24 protein-coding genes are annotated in these 23,788 nt (G+C 46.6%); 9 read left to right on the forward strand and 15 right to left on the reverse strand.

Translation table 11 applies throughout. The annotated features are described in order from the left end of the window. Positions 1–205: 205 nt before the first annotated feature. On the reverse strand, positions 206–1,615 hold the full coding sequence (gene glnA / locus HQQ92_RS01965) for a glutamate--ammonia ligase (RefSeq protein ID WP_113941334.1): 1,410 nt from the start codon (positions 1,613–1,615) through the stop codon (positions 206–208). A 1,010-nt stretch (positions 1,616–2,625) separates the two neighbouring features. On the opposite strand from glnA, the gene typA reads away from it, so the two are divergent. After that, positions 2,626–4,437, forward strand: a complete 1,812-nt coding sequence (gene typA / locus HQQ92_RS01970) for a translational GTPase TypA (protein ID WP_105251119.1) — start codon at positions 2,626–2,628, stop codon at positions 4,435–4,437. A gap of 392 nt (positions 4,438–4,829) precedes the next feature. On the opposite strand, the gene HQQ92_RS01975 is transcribed toward typA, so the two are convergent. The 5 genes from HQQ92_RS01975 to HQQ92_RS01995 all read right to left on the reverse strand — a co-directional run bounded on the left by HQQ92_RS01975 (position 4,830) and on the right by HQQ92_RS01995 (position 9,381). Next, entirely contained in the window at positions 4,830–5,855 is a 1,026-nt protein-coding gene (locus HQQ92_RS01975; protein WP_173242715.1) for a diguanylate cyclase domain-containing protein, read from the reverse strand. A 460-nt stretch (positions 5,856–6,315) separates the two neighbouring features. Continuing rightward, positions 6,316–6,732 (reverse strand): hypothetical protein, encoded by a 417-nt coding sequence (locus HQQ92_RS01980; protein WP_105251122.1) that lies wholly within the window; start codon positions 6,730–6,732, stop codon positions 6,316–6,318. A gap of 264 nt (positions 6,733–6,996) precedes the next feature. Next, positions 6,997–8,211, reverse strand: a complete 1,215-nt coding sequence (locus HQQ92_RS01985) for a 4Fe-4S binding protein (protein WP_173242717.1) — start codon at positions 8,209–8,211, stop codon at positions 6,997–6,999. Between the two features lie 266 nt (positions 8,212–8,477). Next, positions 8,478–9,131 (reverse strand): DUF2959 domain-containing protein, encoded by a 654-nt coding sequence (locus tag HQQ92_RS01990; RefSeq protein ID WP_105251124.1) that lies wholly within the window; start codon positions 9,129–9,131, stop codon positions 8,478–8,480. A gap of 28 nt (positions 9,132–9,159) precedes the next feature. Further along, positions 9,160–9,381: a hypothetical protein gene (locus HQQ92_RS01995; RefSeq protein WP_006079786.1), complete on the reverse strand. Its 222-nt coding sequence runs from the start codon at positions 9,379–9,381 to the stop codon at positions 9,160–9,162. An 81-nt stretch (positions 9,382–9,462) separates the two neighbouring features. Between HQQ92_RS01995 and HQQ92_RS02000 the strand changes: the two genes are divergently transcribed. The 6 genes from HQQ92_RS02000 to azoR all read left to right on the forward strand — a co-directional run bounded on the left by HQQ92_RS02000 (position 9,463) and on the right by azoR (position 13,787). Then, positions 9,463–10,434, forward strand: a complete 972-nt coding sequence (locus HQQ92_RS02000; protein WP_173242719.1) for a virulence factor BrkB family protein — start codon at positions 9,463–9,465, stop codon at positions 10,432–10,434. A 35-nt stretch (positions 10,435–10,469) separates the two neighbouring features. Next, positions 10,470–11,423: an alpha/beta fold hydrolase gene (locus tag HQQ92_RS02005; protein WP_173242721.1), complete on the forward strand. Its 954-nt coding sequence runs from the start codon at positions 10,470–10,472 to the stop codon at positions 11,421–11,423. Beyond that, a complete protein-coding gene (locus tag HQQ92_RS02010; RefSeq protein ID WP_173242723.1) occupies positions 11,420–12,025 on the forward strand; it encodes a hypothetical protein in 606 nt (201 codons plus the stop codon). Before HQQ92_RS02005 ends, HQQ92_RS02010 begins: the two co-directional genes overlap by 4 nt. Positions 12,026–12,041: 16 nt before the next feature. Next, positions 12,042–12,479: a D-aminoacyl-tRNA deacylase gene (gene dtd, locus HQQ92_RS02015; protein ID WP_173242725.1), complete on the forward strand. Its 438-nt coding sequence runs from the start codon at positions 12,042–12,044 to the stop codon at positions 12,477–12,479. A 92-nt stretch (positions 12,480–12,571) separates the two neighbouring features. After that, positions 12,572–13,009 (forward strand): thioesterase domain-containing protein, encoded by a 438-nt coding sequence (locus HQQ92_RS02020; protein ID WP_173242727.1) that lies wholly within the window; start codon positions 12,572–12,574, stop codon positions 13,007–13,009. Positions 13,010–13,190: 181 nt separating this feature from the next. Beyond that, positions 13,191–13,787 (forward strand): FMN-dependent NADH-azoreductase, encoded by a 597-nt coding sequence (azoR, locus tag HQQ92_RS02025; protein WP_173242729.1) that lies wholly within the window; start codon positions 13,191–13,193, stop codon positions 13,785–13,787. Between the two features lie 167 nt (positions 13,788–13,954). Here azoR and HQQ92_RS02030 read toward each other — a convergent pair whose 3' ends face one another. The 3 genes from HQQ92_RS02030 to HQQ92_RS02040 form a co-directional block, all read right to left on the reverse strand. Next, entirely contained in the window at positions 13,955–14,140 is a 186-nt protein-coding gene (locus HQQ92_RS02030) for a hypothetical protein (protein ID WP_173242731.1), read from the reverse strand. A 75-nt stretch (positions 14,141–14,215) separates the two neighbouring features. Then, positions 14,216–14,539: a rhodanese-like domain-containing protein gene (locus HQQ92_RS02035; RefSeq protein ID WP_173242733.1), complete on the reverse strand. Its 324-nt coding sequence runs from the start codon at positions 14,537–14,539 to the stop codon at positions 14,216–14,218. Between the two features lie 145 nt (positions 14,540–14,684). Beyond that, on the reverse strand, positions 14,685–15,260 hold the full coding sequence (locus tag HQQ92_RS02040) for a helix-turn-helix domain-containing protein (protein ID WP_173242735.1): 576 nt from the start codon (positions 15,258–15,260) through the stop codon (positions 14,685–14,687). Positions 15,261–15,424: 164 nt separating this feature from the next. On the opposite strand from HQQ92_RS02040, the gene HQQ92_RS02045 reads away from it, so the two are divergent. Continuing rightward, complete coding sequence (locus tag HQQ92_RS02045; protein ID WP_173242737.1) at positions 15,425–16,612, forward strand: benzoate/H(+) symporter BenE family transporter; 1,188 nt, start codon at positions 15,425–15,427, stop codon at positions 16,610–16,612. Between the two features lie 51 nt (positions 16,613–16,663). Here the strand turns inward: HQQ92_RS02045 and HQQ92_RS02050 are convergent, their stop codons facing one another. Next, positions 16,664–17,119: a GNAT family N-acetyltransferase gene (locus HQQ92_RS02050; protein ID WP_173242739.1), complete on the reverse strand. Its 456-nt coding sequence runs from the start codon at positions 17,117–17,119 to the stop codon at positions 16,664–16,666. Between the two features lie 572 nt (positions 17,120–17,691). Here HQQ92_RS02050 and HQQ92_RS02055 point away from each other — a divergent pair. Next, positions 17,692–18,687, forward strand: a complete 996-nt coding sequence (locus HQQ92_RS02055) for a hypothetical protein (protein WP_168826486.1) — start codon at positions 17,692–17,694, stop codon at positions 18,685–18,687. Positions 18,688–19,144: 457 nt separating this feature from the next. Here HQQ92_RS02055 and HQQ92_RS02060 read toward each other — a convergent pair whose 3' ends face one another. The 5 genes from HQQ92_RS02060 to HQQ92_RS02080 form a co-directional block, all read right to left on the reverse strand. After that, on the reverse strand, positions 19,145–19,888 hold the full coding sequence (locus HQQ92_RS02060) for a hypothetical protein (protein WP_173242741.1): 744 nt from the start codon (positions 19,886–19,888) through the stop codon (positions 19,145–19,147). Between the two features lie 31 nt (positions 19,889–19,919). After that, entirely contained in the window at positions 19,920–21,179 is a 1,260-nt protein-coding gene (locus HQQ92_RS02065) for a beta-ketoacyl-ACP synthase (protein WP_173242743.1), read from the reverse strand. Continuing rightward, positions 21,180–21,905, reverse strand: coding sequence for a 3-ketoacyl-ACP reductase FabG2 (locus tag HQQ92_RS02070; RefSeq protein ID WP_173242746.1), 726 nt, complete (start codon positions 21,903–21,905; stop codon positions 21,180–21,182). It lies immediately after the preceding gene. A gap of 111 nt (positions 21,906–22,016) precedes the next feature. Further along, a complete protein-coding gene (locus HQQ92_RS02075) occupies positions 22,017–22,550 on the reverse strand; it encodes a hotdog family protein (protein WP_168826494.1) in 534 nt (177 codons plus the stop codon). Between the two features lie 4 nt (positions 22,551–22,554). Beyond that, a complete protein-coding gene (locus tag HQQ92_RS02080; RefSeq protein ID WP_173242748.1) occupies positions 22,555–23,772 on the reverse strand; it encodes a beta-ketoacyl-[acyl-carrier-protein] synthase family protein in 1,218 nt (405 codons plus the stop codon). Positions 23,773–23,788: the final 16 nt, after the last annotated feature.

Consider the following 23,788-nt stretch of genomic DNA (forward strand, 5'->3'; position numbering starts at 1 on the left):
GTTGCCGCGGTGTCTGGCGTGCCTTCTATGAATGATAAAAGAGTGGTTGGCGATGATGCCTATTTAGAGAACAACGCGATGATTGAATCAGAATCAAAGTTGTATATACCTTCAAAATACAAAAAGCCCCGATAGCGTTGCTATCGAGGCTTTTATATTTTCTGTATCAATTACATAAAGCGAGCCGGTTGTATAGCGCTAGCCATTACAGGCTGTAGTACATTTCAAACTCAAGTGGGTGAGTTGTACGTGCTACGCGCTCAGCTTCTGCTGTTTTCAGTACGATATAAGATTGGATGAAATCTTCACTGAACACGCCGCCTTTTGTCAGGAACTCATGGTCAGCTTGCAGATTTTCAAGGGCGTTTTCTAATGACGTTGCCACTTGTGGGATTTCAGCCGCTTCTTCTGGAGGCAGATCGTACAGATCTTTGTCCATCGCTTCACCTGGGTGGATCTTGTTTTGGATACCGTCAAGACCCGCCATCAGCAGCGCTGCGAAACCTAAGTATGGGTTTGCATGTGGATCAGGGAAGCGTGCTTCGATACGACGGCCTTTAGGGCTTGGTACCACTGGAATACGGATTGATGCAGAGCGGTTACGGGCAGAGTAGGCCAACATAACAGGTGCTTCAAAGTGTGGCACTAAACGCTTGTAAGAGTTAGTGCTTGGGTTAGTGAAAGCGTTCAGCGCGCGAGCGTGCTTGATGATACCACCTATGTAGTACAGAGCCGTTTCACTTAAACCTGCGTATTTGTCGCCAGCGAACAAGTTAACACCGTCTTTCGCCAGAGATTGGTGAACGTGCATGCCGCTACCGTTGTCACCAACGATGGGTTTAGGCATGAAAGTCGCCGTCTTACCGTAAGCGTGTGCCATGTTGTGCACTACGTACTTCAGAATTTGGATTTCATCCGCTTTCTTAGTCAAGGTGTTGAAGCGAGTGGCGATTTCGTTTTGACCTGCAGTCGCCACTTCGTGGTGATGCGCTTCAACCACTTGGCCCATTTCTTCGAGCACTAAACACATAGCGCTACGTAGGTCTTGTGATGAGTCAACCGGTGCAACTGGGAAGTAACCGCCTTTAACAAATGGACGGTGACCTGTGTTGCCGCCTTCGTAGCTAGTGCCTGAGTTCCAAGCCGCTTCTTTAGCGTCGATCTTAACGAAACAACCTGACATGTCAGTACCGAAACGGACATCGTCAAATAGGAAGAATTCTGGTTCTGGTCCAATCAATACAGTATCAGCGATACCAGTAGAGATCAGGTAAGCTTCTGCTTTTTTAGCAATTGAGCGTGGGTCACGGTCGTAACCTGTCATGGTACCGGGTTCAAGAATGTCACAACGGATCAGCGCTGTGGTTTCTTCGGTGAAAGGATCCAGTACGAATGTCGTTGGATCTGGCATCAGTACCATGTCTGATTCGTTAATGCCCTTCCAACCTGCGATAGAAGAACCGTCAAACATTTTGCCGTCTTCGAAGAAATCAGCATCTACCTGATGAGAAGGAATAGATACGTGCTGCTCTTTACCTTTAGTGTCGGTAAAACGTAAATCAACGAACTTAACTTCTAATTCTTCAAGTTGCTTTAAAACTGATTCAACTGACATTCTCAAGCCTCCGGTAGGGTAAAGGGATGCCCCTTCTATAATCTTTTAACTCAAGTGATTTATCTTGAGCCAAATTTACGAGCTATAAAGCGATATCCATGCCAATAATTTAACTTACTGATTAACATGGTTTAAAATCTTTGTTGCACTTAATTGGATTCGCGTGTGCACCATAATAGTGCTTTTGTCTGTGGCATTTTGGTGCATTACTCCATTTTGGTGCGCACTGAATTGATTCATGCAAACCTTAAGCTGGGATGCACAGCGATAACATGCACCGCTTATATGGCACTGAGATGGCAATAACGCTTTGGCTTTCACTATCTCAGTAAGTACCGCCTCTGTGAAGCTCACACATACTTGCAGTACTGCACGAGACTATTTATCACCGCATAACCGCCGCATAATTGTCATAAAACCACGCTAGTCTGTCCAACTATGCCACGCATTATCAATCCAATAGTGGTTTATTATCATATTATTAGGAAAGAGTTCGTTCTCATGTGCGAAATGTCTTTGCTGTTCACAGGCCAAGTGAAATCAGTGATGCGTAAAAAGGTATCCCGTGACAATGAAGTGAGTCTTAATGCCATCGGGTGTAAACGCCAACATGAATGCTAGATTAAGTGTGCAGCAGAATTTATTGCAGTGTGTTGACGTGGTAATTTCTCTGTATCTAAGTCGATTTTGCTGATGCTTAAATCGACATTAGCAGTGCTAACATTGAATACGAAAAATAGCAAATTCAGCTGCTTAACTCGGATTTTTCCTACGAATATGGCAATTAAACAGAGCGTTAACTCTGGCTATAGAGGATTTCATTCAGTGGATGATTGGCGGAAATTACCCAAGGATTGGCGAATTGTTTTATAAGTGTTCAAAAATAATCCTGTGCGCCAAGGCCGCTCTGGAGTAGAATGGCACGCTTTTTATTGTGGTAGATCGAGCTCGATCACCATAACGAATTACTGAAATATCCCTATTTTTGTTTGATGGTAAGAGGTTTATCCGTGCTAGAGAATTTACGTAACATCGCCATTATTGCACACGTTGACCATGGCAAAACGACCCTGGTAGACAAGTTGCTGTCACAGTCAGGCACCCTTGCAACCCGAGGAGAAGCCACTGAGCGGGTGATGGACTCCAACGATCTTGAAAAGGAACGTGGGATCACGATTCTGGCAAAGAATACTGCCATCAAGTGGAACGACTACCGTATTAACATCGTTGATACCCCAGGCCACGCCGATTTCGGTGGTGAGGTTGAGCGTGTTCTGTCTATGGTTGACTCAGTATTATTGCTAGTTGATGCCGTTGACGGTCCAATGCCACAAACTCGCTTCGTAACGAAGAAAGCGTTTGCTCAAGGCCTAAAGCCAATCGTTGTTATCAACAAAATTGACCGTCCAGGTGCACGCCCAGATTGGGTTATTGACCAAGTATTCGACCTGTTCGATAACTTAGGTGCAACTGACGAGCAGCTAGATTTCCCAATCGTTTACGCTTCTGCGTTAAACGGTTTTGCAACTTTAGACCCGGATGTAGCGAGCGATGATATGACGCCGCTGTTCCAAACTATCGTTGAAAAAGTATCTTTCCCAGATGCTGACGCCGAAGGCGCGTTCCAGATGCAAATTTCGCAAATCGACTACAACTCATACGTGGGTGTTATCGGTATCGGCCGCATCAAGCGTGGTAGCGTTAAAACGAACCAACAAGTGACTATTATTGGCGCTGATGGCAAAACTCGTAACGGTAAAATGGGCCAAGTATTAGGTTACATGGGTCTAGACCGTACTGAAGTTGAAATTGCTAACGCTGGCGACATCGTTGCTATCACTGGTTTAGGCGAGCTGAAAATTTCTGACACTATCTGTGCCGTTGGTGCAGTAGAAGCTATGCCACCTTTGACTGTTGATGAACCTACTCTGACCATGACTTTCCAAGTTAATACTTCACCTTTTGCAGGTAAAGAAGGTAAGTATGTGACTTCACGTAACATTCTGGAGCGTCTGCAAACAGAATTAGTCCACAACGTGGCACTGCGTGTTGAAGAAACAGAAAGTCCAGATCGCTTCCGTGTATCTGGTCGTGGTGAATTGCATTTATCAATCTTGATTGAAAACATGCGTCGTGAAGGTTACGAGTTAGCCGTATCACGTCCAGAAGTTATTCTGAAAACTATCGACGGTGAACTGTGTGAACCATTTGAAACGTTGACTGTTGACGTTGAAGAAGAAGATCAAGGCACAGTAATCGAGAAATTAGGTACCCGTAAAGCTGAAATGAAAGACATGCAGCTTGATGGTAAAGGTCGTGTACGTATCGACTTCATCATCCCAAGCCGTGGTTTAATCGGTTTCCAAACTGAGTTTATGACAGCGACTTCTGGTACTGGTCTAATTTATCACTCATTCGACCATTACGGTCCGCACAAAGGTGGCGATATCGGTCAACGCGCTAACGGCGTATTGATCTCTAACGCAACGGGTAAGGCATTGACCTTCGCACTGTTCGGTCTGCAAGATCGCGGTCGTCTCTTTATCGGCCATGCCGCTGAAGTATACGAAGGCCAAGTGGTTGGTATTCACGCTCGCTCAAACGATCTGACAGTTAACTGTTTGAAAGGTAAGCAGCTGACCAACATGCGTGCTTCTGGTACTGACGAAGCCCAAGTGCTGACGACGCCAATCACAATGACACTTGAGCAAGCGCTTGAGTTCATCGATGATGATGAATTAGTTGAAGTAACGCCTAAGAACATTCGTGTTCGTAAGAGACACTTGACTGAAAACGATCGTAAGCGCTTTAACCGCGGTTAATGCCAGCCTGTTAATTCAGGTGACACGCCCTTAAGGTGAGTCAATCGGTTTAAAAAGCCCTGCATAGGAAACTGTGCAGGGCTTTTTGTTGGGATAAATTGAATAATGGGTATTATACCAATCACATTAAATAGCTAATCAGTTCAGAGCCTCACAGGCATCTCAATCCAAGGCGCATTGACGCAGAAATGGTGATTCCCTTTTAAGTCAATGCAACACCGGAGTGGGATGCCTGTGTGGCTCCCGAAGGGCGGCTGATGTTAACGGCATGGCAACGCGCTTTATACTGCGTTCAAGGCTTTCGACAGAGCACCACGATGCCTTCAAGCCTTCGCCTTGTCTAAAGCGCGTTGAACTCCCGCTGAATGAACAGATATTTAATACGATTGGTATTAGTAGTCCTCATCCATCACCCGTATGCAATTGCGGCCAGCGGATTTTGCGCGGTAGAGGGCGGCGTCCGCTTGGCGAACGAGTTCTAAAGCATTTTGTTTGTTAGAGGGTTGCAGATAGGCGACGCCTGCGCTCACTGTCACAATCCCAAGGTCGGTATTTGCATGTGGAATGGCAATGGCTTGGATCAACTGATGTATATGCTGCGCTGTCTCAAGTACGGTTTGATTATCGACATTAGGTAATAGAATGACAAATTCTTCGCCGCCGTAGCGAGCGACTAATTCGCCCGCTCTGCGACCGGACTGGGACAGTGTACTCGCTAATTGTTTAAGGCAATCGTCTCCGGCGAGGTGGCCATAGTGATCGTTAAATTGTTTAAAGTGGTCAATATCGAGCATGATGAGGGCCAGTGAGGAATTGCTCCTTTGTCCACGACTCCACTCTGTTTGTAACATCATGTCAAATAGGCGGCGATTGCCGATATTGGTTAAACCGTCGGTATTGCTGAGTATTTCAAGTTGCCTATTGGCTTCTGCCAGCTCACAGGTTCGAGCTGTGATCATGGATTCAAGTTCGACGTTACGTTCCTCTAATCGCGCGATCGGGTAAATTTCCCCTTTGTGGGCTAAGCCGTAGGGGATGGATATGCCACTGTGGACAATCATCCAGTCGTTGTTTTCTCGGTGAAATATCAACACTAGCCGTGCTGTCTCGCGGGAAAGCATAGGATTAGGGATAGGTAAGTGGATATGGAAAAAGGCAGTCACAACCACGAGGTTGTCGGCAAGGTCTTGTAAAGAAAGATCTAACATTTCGATGTGGATTCGCTCAGGCACTTGTGCAAAGTCCTGACGAGTGATTCGCACCCATTCTTCCCTGCTGGTGACAAGCTGGTCACTGCTCCCTGCATAGCCGCTAAAGTTATCACTAAAGCGACGAGTTAGCCTGTCATCACGGGAGGCATACATCTCAATATATTCGTCAAATAACGAATGGATCAATTGCTGTCGGTCGGGTCGCATAGGTTAGCTCCGTTGGGGAACATAAAACCATTTTCCTAATATCCGTATAGGAATATTATCTGCGATAAAGTCTAGCTGTTGCCTGATTGTAATCAATTTTATGACGTATATATTAAAAATACTGCAGAGAGTGATGTAAGCCATTATCTGCAGTATGGTCTGTGAGACAAAATTGTTTTGCATTCACTTAATGTATCATTTAGCCCAAGTATTATTTAACACAGCCTGTTGGGTTGGTTCAAAATCAGGCCAAGCTTGTTGGTATTGCTTAGCAGTGGCTGCTGATGAGAGGTTACCGGATTGCGTTAGCTGAGTGTGTCACTGGGCGGCAGGTGAGGTCTTTTCTGGATAGTATTACTTGGCAGTGGCTTTATTGCTGACGCCTATCATCGCTGTGGTGCGACCGAGGACGTCGGGATACTCGATAGGACTTAGAACCCTATCGAGTGAGCAGTCAAACTTATGATTTAGCTTTATCTGCCAATTTTACCGCATTGACACTTTCACCTTTGAAGCTGATAGTCACATTTTTCTGAGCGACTTCATTATCTTTCAGCAAAGTTTTAGTGGTTTCTGCCAGCATTGGAGAAGCTGCATTTAACGCACTAAGATCATAGGCCCAAACTTCTAGATCCGCTTCATTATAAGTACTAGCAGGCGCACCTAATTTTTCAGTGATTGTTTGCTTGGTTGAGCCTTCTTTAATGCCGAATGTATTTTTAATCGCTTCATTCGTTGCGCTGTCTAACGCATTGGTTGCCGTATCATTCACTGTGTCAGTGACAGATTGAGTTGCTGATTTAACGATTGAATCGAATGGGCCAGCATAAGCAAATAATGGTAGAGCAGTAAGAGCGATCAATAATGATTTTTTCACACAATAATTCCTTTGGTTAATACATTCCTTTATTAAATGCGCGCGAATTAGACCAGTAATTAGATTTTGTGTCAATTAAGCATCTGTTCTATATGATTTTATTTTAATCCTTTCAGATTATTCCTACTAAGTGGGTCAACCTTTAGTTGTACCTAAAGGTTTCCATTTTGAGGTTTTCTAGTCTTATCTGCTGCTGTTTTTCAATTTCGTTAGTGTTTTATTCCATCGCAATTGGATCCCATCATATGTGTCATTTTAGGTGTTCTAGTGCCCAATTCTATTAATCACTTGGATCAATTCCATGCGGATGTTGTCTGGTGTTTGGCTATGCCAGAACCCCGCTAAGTAAGCGCCCAGCGGTAGGATAAATAATGCGATGAGCACTAATGCGAGCAATCCCTTATGACCGAGTCTATGGCCGGATTTCAGCCCAAGGCCGAGGGCGGCAGATTTAGGGCAAGCCGCGACACAGCGCATGCAGGCTTGGCACTCGTCACTGCGAACCGTGGTTTTAGTGTGCACTATGATGTTTGCTGGGCAAGCGCGGGTACACTTGTCGCATTTCATCCCTTTTGCTTCGATAAGGCAGTGCTGGGTATTGCGGCGGATTTTTAATGGGCTCGCAAAGCTTAAGATCCCAAGCATAGCGCCATAGGGACACAAGTAACGGCAGAATCCCTGACGACGCCATGCCGCTAAAGCGAGGATCAGCGCAAATACCAGTAGCGTGATTAGGCTGGGTGTTAGGAAGAACAATGCCATCTTTAAGTCGGCAATCTTATGATAATTACCTTCAAGATAATGGGGGATGGATTGTGCTGGCATACCAATGACTATGTAGCAAAGTGCTAGGAGTAATAGATATTTCAACATTCGCAGTGGCCAATCTAGCCAAGCGGGTGGTGTAAGCTCTGATTTAATAAAGCGTTTTCTAAAGGAATACAGATATTCCCCTGCCAGACCTAATGGGCAAGCCCAACCGCAAAATGCCCGCTTGCAGAGTAAACCTGTGAGTAATACCGCCGCTAGCATGACTGCTGCCGCAGGATGGGTTTGATCCCACAAATTGAGGCTGATAATGGCTTTAAGCTCAATGCCACCCGCAATCGGTAAAAAGGCATCGACTACGTCTGGGCGCATTAGCCAAGGCGTGATTCCTTGCTTAAGCAGTACGGTATTGATTGTGTATTGTATGGCAACCAGCAAGAGCGATAGCGCTAAGACATGTTGAGTCCCTTCACGAAGGGTATTGATTTTAATTTCACCCTTGAGTGAATCAGGCGCAAATTTATGCCCAAGTAGCATCAGTGGTAGTGTAATAAGAAGCCCGAGAGCCAGTGGCCAATAAAGACTCATTGCCACCGCACCGATACTGAGCAACAGTGTGGCGACCGCGCCCCATTTCTGGCCGCTCCAATAGCTGAGGGAGGCGAGATACATGAGTGCCAACATCAGCGTGAGTGATTCGATAAAAGTCATAGTGATGAATACAGCTAATAAGTTACAAGTACAGGCTCTGAGTGGTGAACTGAGGATAAGTTTTTGAGTAATAAGTGAAATTGTGCGTCAGATCTAAGATTCGCGCTATCAATCAATTAAAGCGCGCCATAGCTCACAAAGCTAAGTGTTTTAGTCTTGCACAAATAAAGTATAGCTTGCAGGGACAGCGTGCGAGGTCACATAAAGAATAAAAAGCCCCAGCAATTTATTTTGCTAGGGCTTAGGAGTTCAGTGGGGCATTTGGATTAATTTTTTGATTTTTCGAGTGCTTCGATAAATTTGCTCGATTCGTTAATCGAGGTATTCATCTCTTTAATCAGGGCTGAAATATCGGTTTGCAGACTCGCAAATTCGCTTTTAATCGCACCAATGGCTTGGGCGTTCAAGTTATGCTTGAGATACAGCATATTGTCTTTCATGGCGGTGAGTATCGGCGGCATTTTTGACTCGGCACGGCGCATACTTTTGATCAATTGTTCATAGGCGCGGCGCGTTTCTTTGAGTTTAGCTTCACTGTTGCGGCGTAGGTTGGCTTTACTGATCTCGCTAATTTCATTTTGCCATTCATCGAACAGTGCTTCGGCTACATCTTCGACTTTATTGATGCGGTTGCTGACGTTGTCGGCGGCACTTTGAGCCGATTCGTATTCATCTTTGGCTCTGCTATAGGCTTTTTCTAAGTTGCCATCACTGTAATTGAGCAGTGCTTGCATTTCTTCTAGGGCAGAGCTGAACTCTTTTTGAGCATCCTGTTGGGACTTTTTCGCATCTTTAACTCTGTCGACCATAATATCGCGTTTATGGTAACCGACCTTTTCCATTGCGCCGTAGTAGGCACTCTGGCAACCACTAAGCAGGAGACTTGTGGCAATCAGCCCTGAAGCTATCAGTCTTTTCATTGGGTGTTCCGTCGCTGAATGAAATTAATTAATCGGCTTTAAATCGCGCCGCATCGATAATGCTCCACAGATGAAAGATAGCCCCTATTACCGCGGGCACAATCAGCCACCAGAGGGCATAACCCACCACTGTGATAATGAAAAATAACAGTGCGGCCATTATTCTGCCTTGCAATAATTGGCCTAGCCCAGGAAAAAATAGGCTAGCAATAGCGGAAATAACGTTACCTGCAGATCCTTGTTGAGACATCAATTCACTCCTTAGACTTGTAAATTAAGTGTTTATTGTACGAAGATAACGAGTCTATACCAACAGAATCAAGAGAAACCCGTGACTAAGAAGATAGAACTGGCACAAATTCGCGCCTTATTCCTCGGGATCTGGCACTTCCTGCTGCATTTGAGACGGCGTTTAGTTGAAGATCAAATCAATATTCGCGCCGGACATTTAGCCTATGTCACACTGTTGTCACTCGTGCCTATGGTGGCGGTGACTATGTCTATGCTGTCAGCTTTTCCGGTATTTAAGGGGATACGTGGACAGATAGAAGGTTTCGTTTATCAGAATTTTTTACCCGCCGCTGGCGATACTGTGCAAGTGTATATCAATGAGTTTGTGGCCAATGCCTCTAAGGGGACTGCGGTCGGGATTGCGGCCTTAGTCGTGGTTGCCATTTTGCTAATTTCCGCCATTGATAAATCGCTTAATAACATTTGGCGCACTAAAGAGAAGCGTTCAGTGGTGGTGGCTTTTTCTATGTATTGGATGGTCATCACTTTGGGCCCGGTATTGGTGGGGGCCAGTTTGGTCGCCACTTCCTACGTGGTGTCATTGAAGGTCTTTGACGGTCAGTTGTCGGGTGTGGTGCCCGTGTTTCTTGAGCGTTTACCTATGCTTTTCTCTGTGGCGGCATTTTTGTTGTTGTATATGGTGGTGCCTAATCAAAAAGTGAAGTTTCTACATGCACTATTAGGGGCGATTGTTGCCGCAATCTTGTTTGAGTTAGGCAAAAAAGCCTTTGCTTTGTATGTCACTCAGTTTCCGAGTTATGAAGCGATTTATGGTGCTTTAGCCGTGATCCCCATTATCTTTGTCTGGGTGTATTTATCGTGGATGATAGTATTACTCGGCGCGGAAATTACCGCCGCTATGCCTGAATATTTAGATTATGAGTCGAGCTCAGATGATGACGAAACCGCTCTGAATGCTAAGCCCCTAGACAATGCCTCCCAAGATAATTCCGCTGCGGTGTTAACTTCGGCTGAGGTGACGGCACTCAAGGCGGTGGCAAAATCTGAATGACCCCATTAGAGGATTATTAATGGCGATGACACTGAATGCCTGAATCCTTCCCATCTTTTATCCGTCGCGACTGGTTTAACGTTGGCAATGGTCAGCAATTGCATCTGGCGCAATACGGTAATCCACAAGGTATTCCACTGCTGTATTTGCACGGCGGTCCGGGAGCGGGTTGTGATATCGGTGATTTAGCTTTATTTAATGGCGATCAATATTGGATTTTGCTTTTAGATCAACGCGGTTCTGGGCAATCTTTACCCTTTGGCGATTTAGCCAACAACCATCTCACTGGTTTGATTAGCGATATTGAGGCGATTCGCCTCGCATTGGGTATTGAGCGTTGGTGTTTAGCAGGTGGCTCTTTTGGGGCCACATTAGGCTTAATTTACAGCGGATTATTCCCAGAGCGGGTGATTGCACAGGTACTGTGGGCGTTATTTATTCCATCCAAAGAAGGTCTCGACTGGCTCTATGGCGCTGACGGCGCGGCAAAATTGCAACCTGCTGCTTATCGACTCTTCAATGACATTTTTCCGGTTCAGTTATCGCTGACTGAACTGCTGGATTCGTACCATCAAGGTTTGGCATCGGCAGATGAAAATGTGCGATACCATTTTGCGCGGCGTTGGGTACAGTGGGAGTTGCAGCTTGCGGGGGCGAGGTTAGTGCTACCAAGGCTGTTACCCGAATCCGTATTAGCATTAGCCAATATCGAGTTACACTTTGCTCGACATAATTATTTCAATGCCATGAATGTGTTACAGCGCGTGACGCCTAGAGTGAAGGCGCGTAGTGTGTTATTGCAAGGAATGCAGGATGCAATTTGCCCAGCGACGCTATTACGCGATTTTTTGGCTGGGTTGGAGCATGCTATTACAATTCAATCTGTTGTCGATGGCGGACATATGCTCAATAGTGAGTCTCTGTTTTTGGCGGTCACAGCAGAAATCCATGTTATGTGGTCGTGGATACATCAAAGGGAAATACAATGAAAACATTGCTCATCAGTGCCACTTTACTCGGATTAACCGCGTGTGCTACCACGGCGCCCTCGCAAACCAGCGCGATTGACCCAGTGGTGGCTCAGGAGGTCGTGAGTGCACCCGTCGCGCCCAAAGTTGTTGAACTCGGTGGACTAACCAATGAAGCTGCCGCTGAGCGCTTGTATCAAGCGTTGATTGACGCAAATTATCTGGCCACCCAAGTTGCGCCGACGAAAGTCGCGGTGCAGTTTGGCGATAACCAGTTTTTGCTTGAGCCGAGCATTAATTCTGCAGGCATTGACCGTATTTTAATGAATCGCTTCTATGCAGTGCATCCGCAATTGCAGGCCAGCCAAGAGTTGCCTGCTGTGATTGGCACCTTGAATCAGAAGCTTAATTTTGCCAAGTTTGTGTTGTTGGACCAAGGCGCAGTGATCCAAGTGCAAGGTACAGTGACCTTTGCCGACCGTATTGAAATAGAAGAGTTACGTCGTTTTATGCTGTGGACGAATGGCGGCTTGGCGCAAGTCGTACAATCTTTGCCTGATGGCGTAGAGCAATATATCCGCCCGCTCCCGCTAATGCCGCAAATGGTTCCCGTTAAGCCTTAATCTAAAAGGAAAAGTTGTGATTGCGTTAATTCAAAGAGTGAGTCGCGCCAGTGTAGTGGTTGATAACCAAACCCTAGGTGAAATCAATAAAGGCTTGTTGGTTCTGCTCGGTGTCGAGCAAGAAGATACCCGCGAGAAGATGGAAAAGTTGGCGACTAAAGTCATGAGTTATCGCGTTTTTTCCGATGAAAATGGCAAGATGAATCTCAATCTAGAACAAGTCGGTGGGTCTTTATTAGTCGTGTCACAATTTACCTTAGCCGCTGATACAGGCCGAGGCTTGAGGCCGAGTTTTTCAGGGGCGGGTACGCCGGATCAAGCCTTAGGCTTGTATGAAGAGTTTGTCGCATTCTGCCGCGCTAAGGGCGTTCATACAGAAACCGGACAGTTCGGCGCCGATATGCAAGTGTTCTTAGTCAATGATGGCCCAGTGACCTTTAATCTGCAGGTGTAGCTTCTATAGTGATGTTTATCTAGGGGTCTAGGTGATGGGGTACTAGGCATAATCAATGTCGCTTGTACCAAGGGAGTATTAAGGGAATGCACATGGATCAATTACTCATTAAATTACACCAGACTTGGCACAGTACGATCCCCGTTAGCGAGTTTATGCAGATAGTGCCACTCGATTATATCGAGGGAGAGTTTCGAGTCACAGCGCCGATGACGCCCAATCTTAATCTGCATCAGACCATGTTTGCGGGCAGCATTTATACCTTGATGACCTTAACAGGCTGGGGTGCCGTGTGGCTAAATCAACAGTTGGTGGGCGTGGCGGGTGATATTGTGCTCGCCGATGCCCATATTCGTTATCTTGCTCCTGTGACTTGTGACCCTGTGGTAAAAGTACAATGGCCAGATGTGGATCTCAGCCCGTTACAAAGGGGGCGCAGAGTTAAGGTGAAGCTGGTAGTGCAATTGTATTGTATGGATTCACTGTGTGCGGTTTTTGAAGGCCTGTATGTTAGTACGTCGAAAGTATGAATGCGTCGAAAACAACTTAGTGTATCTGTACGTCGAAGATGACGTATAACCTTTCTAAAAAATCGAAGCTAATCTCAGATTTTATCCGCTTTATTTCTTTTTTATGGGCTAATACACTAGCGTCATAGAGTTGAGATATTCCATCTGACTCTGAGTCATTTACCTATTTTCGGAGCAGATTATGTCTAAAGTCTTAATTTTAAAATCAAGCATTCTTGGCGGTTATTCACAATCTGCCGTGTTAATTGACCACTTAGCGAGCCACTGGGAAACCCAAGGTGCCGCTATTACAGTACGTGATTTAGGCGGTAAAGACGTACTGCCTATGGTAGACGGTGAAATCGCTTCTGGGTTACGCGGTGGTGCAGAATTATCGGCACGTCAGCAAGAAATGCTCGCCTTATCAGATACCTTAGTCGCTGAATTAAAAGCGAACGATACGATTGTTATCGCTGCACCTATGTACAACTTTACGATTCCGGTTCAACTTAAAAACTGGATCGATTTTGTCGCCCGTGCCGGTGTGACTTTTACTTACACTGAAACAGGTCCAAAAGGATTAGTGGAAGGTAAACGTGCTGTGTTAGTGACGACCCGTGGCGGCGCTCACAAAGATGGCCCAACGGATCATGTTGTACCTTACTTGAAAACGGTTTTAGGCTTTATGGGTATCACCAATGTTGAAGTGGTTTACGCCGAAGCACTGAATATGGGCCCTGAAGCGCACGATAAAGGCATGGGCGAAGCGAAACACAGCATAGATTTGCTGCAGGCTTAATCGTTCCGTTGATTAGCTGAGTCATTTGATTTAGCTGAATAAAAAATGCCAGCCCTTAATAGGCTGGCATTTTTGTATGTCCATTTAAGCTAAGCACGCTTTGCTTAAGTGGCTAGGTTTGAGCAACTAGACTCGAGCGGCTAGGTTTAAGTCGCACGCTAAGCTGTTTATTCGCAAAGGCTGCAGCCTTTGGCTAGGGTGCTTGTCTCAACATAACGCACTTTAGTGCTGGCTTGGTCGCGATTACGACTGATGCTAAAGCGTGCATGGCGTTCAGTTTCAAGCGGCTTTTCGGCAAGGTTAACCTGTGTGGCTTCAAGCTGTAACGCTTTGGCATAATTCGTTTTATGCATACATCACCTCGCAGATATCTAAACCATCACAATATACAGATTTGTAAGATTGGCGCCGCACAACCAAGGCTTAAATTAGCTCGGTTGGCAGCAGACTAAATCTTTAAGCGAGCCACCATTTACCACGCAGCTAAAACCATTGGCCTTGAGAATGTCGCAACCCTTTTGGGCGCGAATGCCAGCGCCACAGTAGAGCACGAAGGGATGTTGCTTATTGTCGACTTGGTGCAACCATTGGTCGAGCGTTGGCAATGGTACATTTATGGCTTGGGGCAAATGACCTGAGGCAAATTCCTCCGGTGAACGCACATCAATCACCCGTGCGCCTTGCTCAATCAATTGCCAACATTTTTCGCCTGAGTGGCTGCCGGATAACTTAGTCAGTAAAGATTGAAACATAGCATTGCTCCTACCATTAGAAAATTTTAAATAAGTTTATTCTAATGAATAGGCGAGTGCAAGCACTGCAGATTATCGGTAGTAATGGTTTGGTCTTTGGCGTTGTTGGTACTCGAACTCTGCATTACTGGCGTTAGATAAGCTGCTACAAGCTAAATTCATTGCCTCTTTGATAGTGAATGATGTCGTGGAATACCACGGCTTGCTCGTTGAGATTTCGATAGCCATGGGGTTTGTCGGCCGCAAATCGCACCGCTTCACCTTGCTTGAGCGTTTGCCACTGGCCATCGACTAACACTTCCATAGTGCCGCTCAAGACAATGACATGCTCAGTGACACCCGTTTCATGGGGCTCAGAAAGGCGCTCATAGTTTGGCAGCAGCGTGAGCTCAAACATCTCGAAACCGAAGCGCTCTTCAAAGGGGAAGAGTGAGGCGACTAGCATGCCGTCGGTGGCGGGTTGTTGGCGTAACTCGTCGGGCTTACGGAATACTGCGCCTTGGCTCTGGGGTGTGGGTTCGAGAAAGGTCGACAGCGAGATATTGAATCCACTGGCAATTTTCCACAGCGTCGCAATGGTTGGGCTTGATTCACCGCGCTCGATTTGTCCTATCATGGCCTTACTAACGCCCGTCTCTTGGGCGGCTTTATCTAAACTCCATCCCTTTTGGTTGCGAAGTGCTTTAAGCGTGGTGGCGAGATAGCTGTTTATCGTCTGCACAATGGCCCCATCATTTTTATGAAAATTTAGTTTGTACGTTATAACGCACAGGTGTTATCTTGTCCATCTCGTACGTTATAGCGCACAAAAAGCGATCTTGTTAATTTTATAAGTTATAGCGCACAAAGTAATGGCGACATCAATTGCAGAGAAAGGGAGTGGATATGTGGCGAGATGCAGGGAGTTTATCAAAAATATCAGCGGGATTTATTGCGGTATTAGTGGGTTATAGCAGCTCGGCTGTGATCATCTTTCAAGCAGCGGAGGCTGTGGGGGCGACACCAGCACAAATCAGTTCATGGCTGTGGGCTTTAGGTGTGGGCATGGGCGTGACCAGCATAGGGTTATCGCTTTACTACAAGAATCCTATTCTAACGGCTTGGTCTACACCGGGCGCGGCGCTGATGGTGACAAGCCTTGCGGGATTGAGCGTCAATCAAGCCATAGGCGCTTTTCTGGTGAGTTCTCTGTTAATTACTCTTTGCGGGGTGGCGGGCTGGATGGATAAACTTATTCGTATCATGCCGCAGTCAGTCGCTTCAGCCATGTTAGCGGGGATCCTGCTGCAATTTGGGATAGGGCTATTTCAGGCGATGCAAACCCAGCTGAGTCTCATATTAATCATGCTGTTGGTGTTTGTCGTCGTTAAGCCTTTTGCGCCGCGCTACATCATCTTGCTGACCTTGCTGGTGGGCATAGGCATGAGTTTTCAATTAGATTTGCTCAAGCTAGATGCAGTTCAGTTACAACTGGCGATGCCGGTGTGGACGACACCTGAGTTTTCGTTGGCGAGTGTGATTGGCGTGGCGCTGCCGCTGTTTGTGGTGACTATGGCCTCGCAAAATATGCCGGGCGTTGCTGCACTGCACGGTAATGGTTACAGGCCACCCATTTCACCTTTGATCACTAGCACAGGGTTAATAGGGGTCATTCTCGCGCCCTTTGGCGGTTTTGCCTTTAACTTATCCGCCATCACAGCGGCGATTTGTATGGGTAAAGAAGCAGATCCGAATCCCGCGACTCGTTACTGGGCGGCGGTGTGGGGCGGGGTATTTTACTTTATCACTGGGTTACTCGGCGCCACTGTGGTTGGCCTGTTTTCCGCTTTCCCGAAGGAGTTAGTACTGGCCATCGCCGGATTAGCCTTGCTCGGCACTATCGCCAATAGCCTGACCGCTGCATTAGCTAAAACCGAAGATCGCGAAGTGGCAGTGATCACTTTTTTGGTGACGGCCTCGGGTTTTAGTGTGCTGGGCATCGGCAGTGCATTTTGGGGGTTGTTACTTGGGTTTATTATCCATTGGTGGAACGGGCACAGAACTGCATCAGTAGTTAAGCGAGCGAATACTTAACTGCAGCAAAGTGCCTTAGAGATGAATTTCAAAGACTAAGGCGCATGTGTTTTAGATTCTCTTCGTCATAAACACGCTATTGGGGTCGAGTCGATAATCGGCGAAGGGGCCACAGATTTCAAAACCAAATTTGCAGTAGAGCAGGCGAGCGGGGTTGAAGAAGTCCATCGAACCTGTCTCTAGGCTCAGACGTTTGATACCTGCGGCTTTGGCATCGTTAATCAAGTGCTGCAATATTTTAGACGCTATACCTTGCTGCTTATAGGGCGCGGCGGTGCGCATGGATTTGATCTCCGCGTGCTCGGTATCTAACCATTTTAGTGCACCGCAGCCCGCGAGATTATTACCATCCCACAGGGTCCAAAAGCGAATATTGGGCTGACGCAGGCCGTCAAGATCTAATGCGTGAACGCTTTCAGGCGGTGAGGTTGCCCGCATATCGTTGAGGTGTTCTGTTAAAAGTGCTGCAATTTCAGGCCCTTTTAGATCATCTAGTATAATTTTCATCGTCTTTCTCAAGATTGAAACTCCCTCTGTTGTTGCTTATCCATCATAGTGTTATCGCGTTTAGTTCTTTTTAGGGGTAAACGTTGCGGTGGATAAGCAAAGGGTAGGCCAAGAGTTTTTATCTTTAGCTAAAGCTAAACCCAGAATCAAAGTCGTGGGGCTTCACCCCACACCCGACCAAAAGGGGAAAAGCGCCTGTTCCCCTTTTGGATATCCCCCGGCGTCCCCAACGGAGTTGAAAGCCCCTTGTGCTCATTGACAAATTTGCTATCGCTTCCGAAGGATGCGTCCCTGCACCTGCGAAAGCTAGTCGGTCATCCATGACCGAACTCACGCAATTTGTCTATTCGCCCTGCGGCAACTCCGAGATGATGGTATATTCTTTTGACTTTAGAGTTGTCTGATCGTCCTTAAAGCATAAAAGAGTAGTTGTCCTGTTTCTGCCTGTGGTAGGAGTTTTAGCCTGAATTTAGGGGCGGAGTGCAGTAAATCAACGTCATGAATTTCCCCAAATTTAGCGCGGCGAATAACTATTAATACGTTAGCAATAATTATAATTAACAGAAGTGGATATGGGGTGGAAAGGTACTGTTAGAGCAATCAATGCAGCAGCTAAAAAAGCTGAACGAAATGCTAAAAAGTCTCAGAGAGAGCTAGCACTTAGACATAAAGAATATGCAAAAATGCAAGAGTTAGAACAGGCCGCGTATGATGTAGAATTTTTTGAAAATTATATAGAAATTGTTCAATCGATGCACAAAGAGTGTGGTGATAGCATTAATTGGGAAAAAGTTGCAGTTATAGCAGAACCGAATAAACCTATTTTCATCAAAGGATTAGAGTCGGAGGCGATTAGTCAAAAAGAACAATATCAACCGAGTTTTTTTGACCGTTTATTTAAACGTATTGAAAACAAGCTGAGAGTTCTAGATGTCGCAATTGAGTCTGCTAAAAAGCAAGATCAAATTAATTTTGAGTTGTCACTTGAAAAGTGGCAGCAGAATTATAAAGAGTGGGCGGAAAGTGTTGAGCAAGCTAATTTGCTTATAGCTGGTGAGCCAGAAGCAAGAATTAACACGATCAAAGAGCTTAATCCTTTTAGCGAGTTAGACACTTTAGGTTCTAGTTTGCATTTTTCAGTATTGGAGAATTATCTTCTAACCATAAATATAAATATTCGTGGCGCAGATATTATTCCAAATGAGCAAAAATCGTTGCTTAAAAGCGGTAAGTTGTCAGTTAAGAAAATGCCTGTAGGTAAGTTCAACGAATTGTATCAGGACTATGTATGTAGTTCAGTTCTGCGCGTGGCTAGAGAAACTTTTGCAATCTTGCCTGACGAGTTTGTGTTGATTAATGCTACCGATAAGCTGTTAAACAAGGTTACTGGATATCTTGAAGAGCAAACTATATTGTCGGTGTATGTATCAAGGAGCACTTTGGATAGTTTGAATATGGATTTAATAGATCCTTCTGACAGCATGCGAAATTTTATCCATAACATGTCCTTTAAGCCGACAAAAGGCTTTGAGCCTGTTGTGCCAGTAGACGTGGTAACACTTGCGTAAATTGAATGACTAAAAGGGAACTGTTAATGTGTGGTATTGGCATTTGTTATTTTTTTAAAATCGCCATCGCTAAATGTTAGCTCTAGTCTTTGAACCTAAGGTTACGCTGATGCTCGAAAGGCAAACCATGGTGATTGGCGAGACGACCGTCCGCCCCATGGACGGGGCGGTCGAGCATCCAAGGATGGACTTGCTGCGCGTCGTAGAGCCAGTACCATGGTTGGCCTCACTCTGAGCAATATCTATGTTTAATAGCCTCTTCTCCTTTCATAGCTCTCGTTCATAAACTTTGAAACTATTCACAGTGTCGGTGAGTGAATGCCATGGCAAGCCTGTATAGGCAATTTCAGCAAACGCTAAGGCCAACAGTTATTTAAAAAGTGATCCAAACGGATATAAAAATGACCGAGGATAAGCTCGGCCATGATTTGCTCGATTAAGCGTAAAACGGGTAGGTTTAGTAGTATTTCTTCAAATAACTCTCGGCGTAGTTTTTGAGTTTTTTGTTTGAGCTCGCGGTTGCAATATTCTCAATCACATCGCGGTAAGCGGTATTCCCTGAACTAGCTAGCGCTTTTGCCATGTTGGCATAGGTATCGATGGCGAGTTTGTCATTGGCCATTAAGCGTGGTGTTTTCAATTCGTTACTGAGTACGGCCAGGATAAAATCATCGTACTGGCGGTCATCTATGATGCGTTTAGCCGCGAGACGCATTAATTCTAAATCATTGCTGCGTAGTGCATTGGCGAAGGCATTATTTTGCTGACTTTGATCGGCAGTATATTGGCTTTTATCCGCAAGAATCGCATTCCATTTTTTATATATCGTTATGTTTTCTAAAGCCTGACCTGCGTATTTTTTGAGTTTTTTAGGATAATCACCATTAACAATCTTGTTGATGGTTTCGCTGTACTTATCATTGCCTGAATAAGCTAAGCCTTTGACTAACCAAGCACTGTAGTCAATGGCATTTTTTTCAGTGGCTTGGGGCAAAGATGCGAGTAGCTTTGCTTCGAGCGCATCAAAAATGGCAGGATCGGATAAACCAGCGATGGTGAGTGATTCAATGGCTTCTTTTTGCTTGAATTGGTTATCACCCTTAAAGATTTCTTGATAGGTTTCAACCGTATATTCCTGAGCCAATAAAGGCGAGCTTAATAAACTGATGCTAAGCAGCATACCTGCAAACAGTGGTTTCATGGTGATGTCCTTATGTGGTTTTTATATGTTGTTATTGGGCCCAGCGTTTAAAAATCAGCGAGGTATTAATGCCGCCAAAGGCGAAATTATTACTCATGACATAATCTGTGTCGATTGGGCGCAGTTCGTTACGGATATAGTCCAAATCAGCGCATTGTGGGTCGATACTTTCAAGATTGAGTGTCGGCGCAAACCAGCCCGCATTCATCATCTCAATACTCACCCAAGCTTCTAGTGCGCCGCAGGCGCCTAAGGTGTGGCCCGTGTAGCTTTTAAGGGATGAAATCGGCATACCAGCACCAAAAACTGCATGGGTCGCGTGGCTTTCGGCGATGTCACCGCGATCCGTTGCCGTGCCGTGGGCGTTCACATAACCTATGGCGCTAGGCTCAAGCTGGGCATCTTTGAGCGCCAATCTGATAGCGATTTCCATGGTCTGCGCGTTTGGTTGGGTGACGTGTTGGCCATCTGAATTCGTGCCAAAACCGACTAACTCAGCATAAATTTTTGCACCACGTGCCTTGGCGTGTTCGAGCTCTTCGAGTACCAGCGTACAGGCACCTTCGCCAATCACGAGGCCATCACGGCTCGCATCGAAGGGGCGTGGCGTGAGTTCGGGAGTGCTGTTTTTAGTGCTAGTGGCAAATAAGGTATCGAACACGACGGCCTCTGTGGGGCAGAGTTCTTCACCGCCGCCCGCCAACATTAAGGTTTGATGACCGTATTTGATGGCTTCATAGGCGTAACCTATGCCTTGGCTCCCCGAGGTGCAGGCGCTGCTAGTGGTATGAATTCGGCCCTTTAAGCCGAAAAATACCCCCACATTTACCGCTGTGGTGTGTGCCATCATGCGGATATAACTCGTGGCGGTGACGCCCGACATATCGCCGGTTTTCAACATATCGCCAAAGGCGATGATGGCATCGGTACTGCCAGTGGACGAGCCATAGGCGATACCCATTTCACCCGAGGACACGATAGGATTGTCTAACAATCCCGCATCGATTAATGCAAGTTCACTGGCGCGGGTCGCCATGATGGAAACCCGACCCATAGAACGAATTTTCTTGCGCGAATAATGGCTTGGCACTTCAAAGTCGGTAATGGGCGCGGCTAAGCGGGTATTGAGACCATCGTATTTATCCCATTCGCCCATAGCGACAACACAGTTTTTCTGCGCCTTAAGGCTCGCCGCTATCGTCGGCCAATCATGGCCTAGGGCGGTAATGCCGCCAATGCCGGTGACAACCACTCGTTTCCCTAAGCGGGTTTGATTTGTCGGCTCGCTCATTTAGATCATGCCTCCATTGACTGATATCACTTGGCGAGTGATATAGGCGGCATCGTCAGACATTAAAAATGCGGCTAAGGCGGCGATTTCACTGGGTTTACCCATGCGGCGCATCGGCACCAATTGCTCGACCATATCCTTAGGAATATCGGCCACCATGTCGGTTTCAATCAAGCCGGGAGCGATACAGTTGACGGTAATTTTGCGTTTTGCTAGTTCTAATGACAATGCCTTAGTTGCGCCGATAATACCCGCTTTTGAGGCGCTGTAATTGACTTGGCCACGGTTGCCAGCAATCCCAGAAACCGAAGCTAAGGTGATGATACGCCCGCCCTTGCGGCCTTGTACCATAGGCATAACACAGGGGTGGATAACATTATAAAAGCCGTCCAAGTTGGTATGGATGACGCTGTCCCACTCGCTTTCTGTCATAGCGGGAAAGGCGGTATCGCGGTTGATGCCAGCATTGAGGATCACGCCATAATAGGCACCATTGGCCTCGATATCGGCTTCAATGGTGGCTCTGACGGTTGCGCGGTCGGCCACATCAAATTTCAGCAGGCTCACATTCACCCCAAGTGCGTGGATTTGCGCGGCAGTGTCATCGGCAGCTGCTTGGTTACTGTGGTAATGCAGGGCGATATCGAAACCCGCAGCGGCGAGTTTTAGGGCGATGGCTTTACCAATGCCGCGGCTCGAACCGGTAACTAATACTCTGTTATTCATCTGTTTTCTCCACCCCATTTTATCGTTATGTGTCGGTATGGGGGTTCATGTATTTATGGTAAAAAGGTCGCTTGTTAAGGCGCTTTAATGCTTTTTATCTACACCATAGCTTTAGTGCCCAAGGCTTCTATTTGCCGCGTCTTGATTGCCTGCAAGGTAGGCTTGTGTGTCCTGAGGCTGGAACACATTCACATTGGCTTGGGCCACTAAGCTCTTTTCTAGCTCAGTGCCGGCTTCGGGCAGCAGATAAATTTGGCAATCGAATACCGCTAATCCCGATTCCTCCTGATAGAGGCGGCTGACTTGGGTGCGATAGGTGCGCCCGAGCTCATATTGCTTTGCATACAAGGTTAATTTGCGCGATCCCAATAGAAACCCGACGCGGATTTTATCATTGCGAAGCTTTGCCTCAACCCCTGCAAGGGCGGCAATACTTTGGGCCATATATTCGATACCCACATAATTGGGTACGGCTTGATATTTATCATCGAAATAAGGGCTCTTGGCCGTGATAGTGACTTCGGTCTCTAGGTTATCGCGCCGATAGCCAATGATTTTATCGAGCAAAATCATCGGTGCCCTATGGGGAATAAAATCGGCAATATCCTGTTCGGCAAAGGGTTGGTTGATCTTAAGCAACTGCATGGTACTAGGCCTCGTTACGGCAGAAAATCAGGCTGGCATTACTGCCGCCAAAGGCGAAGGAATTGCTCATCACATAATTAAGCGCGCCCTTAGCGGCGACTTGATGACGCTCGACCAATGCAATGTGCGGATCCTGTGGATCGACTTGTCCGTCCCATTCATGGGGCGGCAGGGCTTGGCGGTGATTATGTGCTGAAAGTAATAAATAACAGAAGGCGGCTTCAATGGAGCCAGCGGCACCTAAGGTATGGCCGACTAAGGGCTTGGTCGAGCTACAAGGGGGCGTGTTCACGCCAAACACCTCAACCACGGCGCGGCTTTCCATCGCATCATTTTTAGGCGTGGCTGTACCGTGTAAGTTTATGTAACCAATGTCTTTTGCTGCAATGTGTGCATCTTGCAACGCCGCGTGCATGGCAGCGATGGCGCCTGCGCCTTCGGGATGTGGCGCCGACATATGGTGCGCATCGCTCGACTCGCCAATACCCGCTAGCATGATCTCTGACTCGCCCAACGTCAGGACGAAAAGCGCCGCGCCTTCGCCGATATTGATGCCATCACGGTTGATGCTAAAAGGATTGCAGTGGCCTTTCGAGACAGATTCTAAGGCGTGAAAACCATTGACTGTGAGTTGGCATAAACTGTCGACACCGCCGACAATCACAACATCACAGAGATTCGCCTGTAATAGGCGTTTGGCACTGGCAAACACTTTGGCGCTGGATGAGCAGGCGGTTGAAATTGTGTAGCAAGGGCCATCGAGCTCAAAATATTGGCGTAAAAAGTCGCTGGTGCTGCCGAGCTCCTGCTGGAAATAGTGGTAATCCGCCGGAAAGTATCCGTGTTGATTGCGGTAGCTCAGCGCGGCTTCACCTTTTGAAATCCCTGACGTGCTTGTGCCTAGCACAACACCAATACGGGCATGACCAAAATCCCGTTTCGCTTGTTCAACTGTGGTCGCAATTTGCAGTGCGGCGCACAGCAGTAATTGGTTGTTACGGCAATCGAACTGAATGAGTTTTTCGGGAATGGTTGGTAGCGCTGTCGTCACGGGGGCAACTAAGGTTGGATGCTCGAACAGGAGAGTGTCACTGCGCAGCATCGCACTGGTATCACCGGCGATCAGGCGGTCTAAAACCTGCTGGGGATCTTGCCCTAGCGGGGTACACAATCCAATCTGTGTAATAGCTACTCTGTTCATTATTGTGTGTCTTTTTACCATGGCACAGTTAAGTGCG

The sequence above is a fragment of the Shewanella sp. DC2-4 genome (assembly GCF_013248875.1).
Lineage (GTDB): Bacteria > Pseudomonadota > Gammaproteobacteria > Enterobacterales > Shewanellaceae > Shewanella > Shewanella oncorhynchi.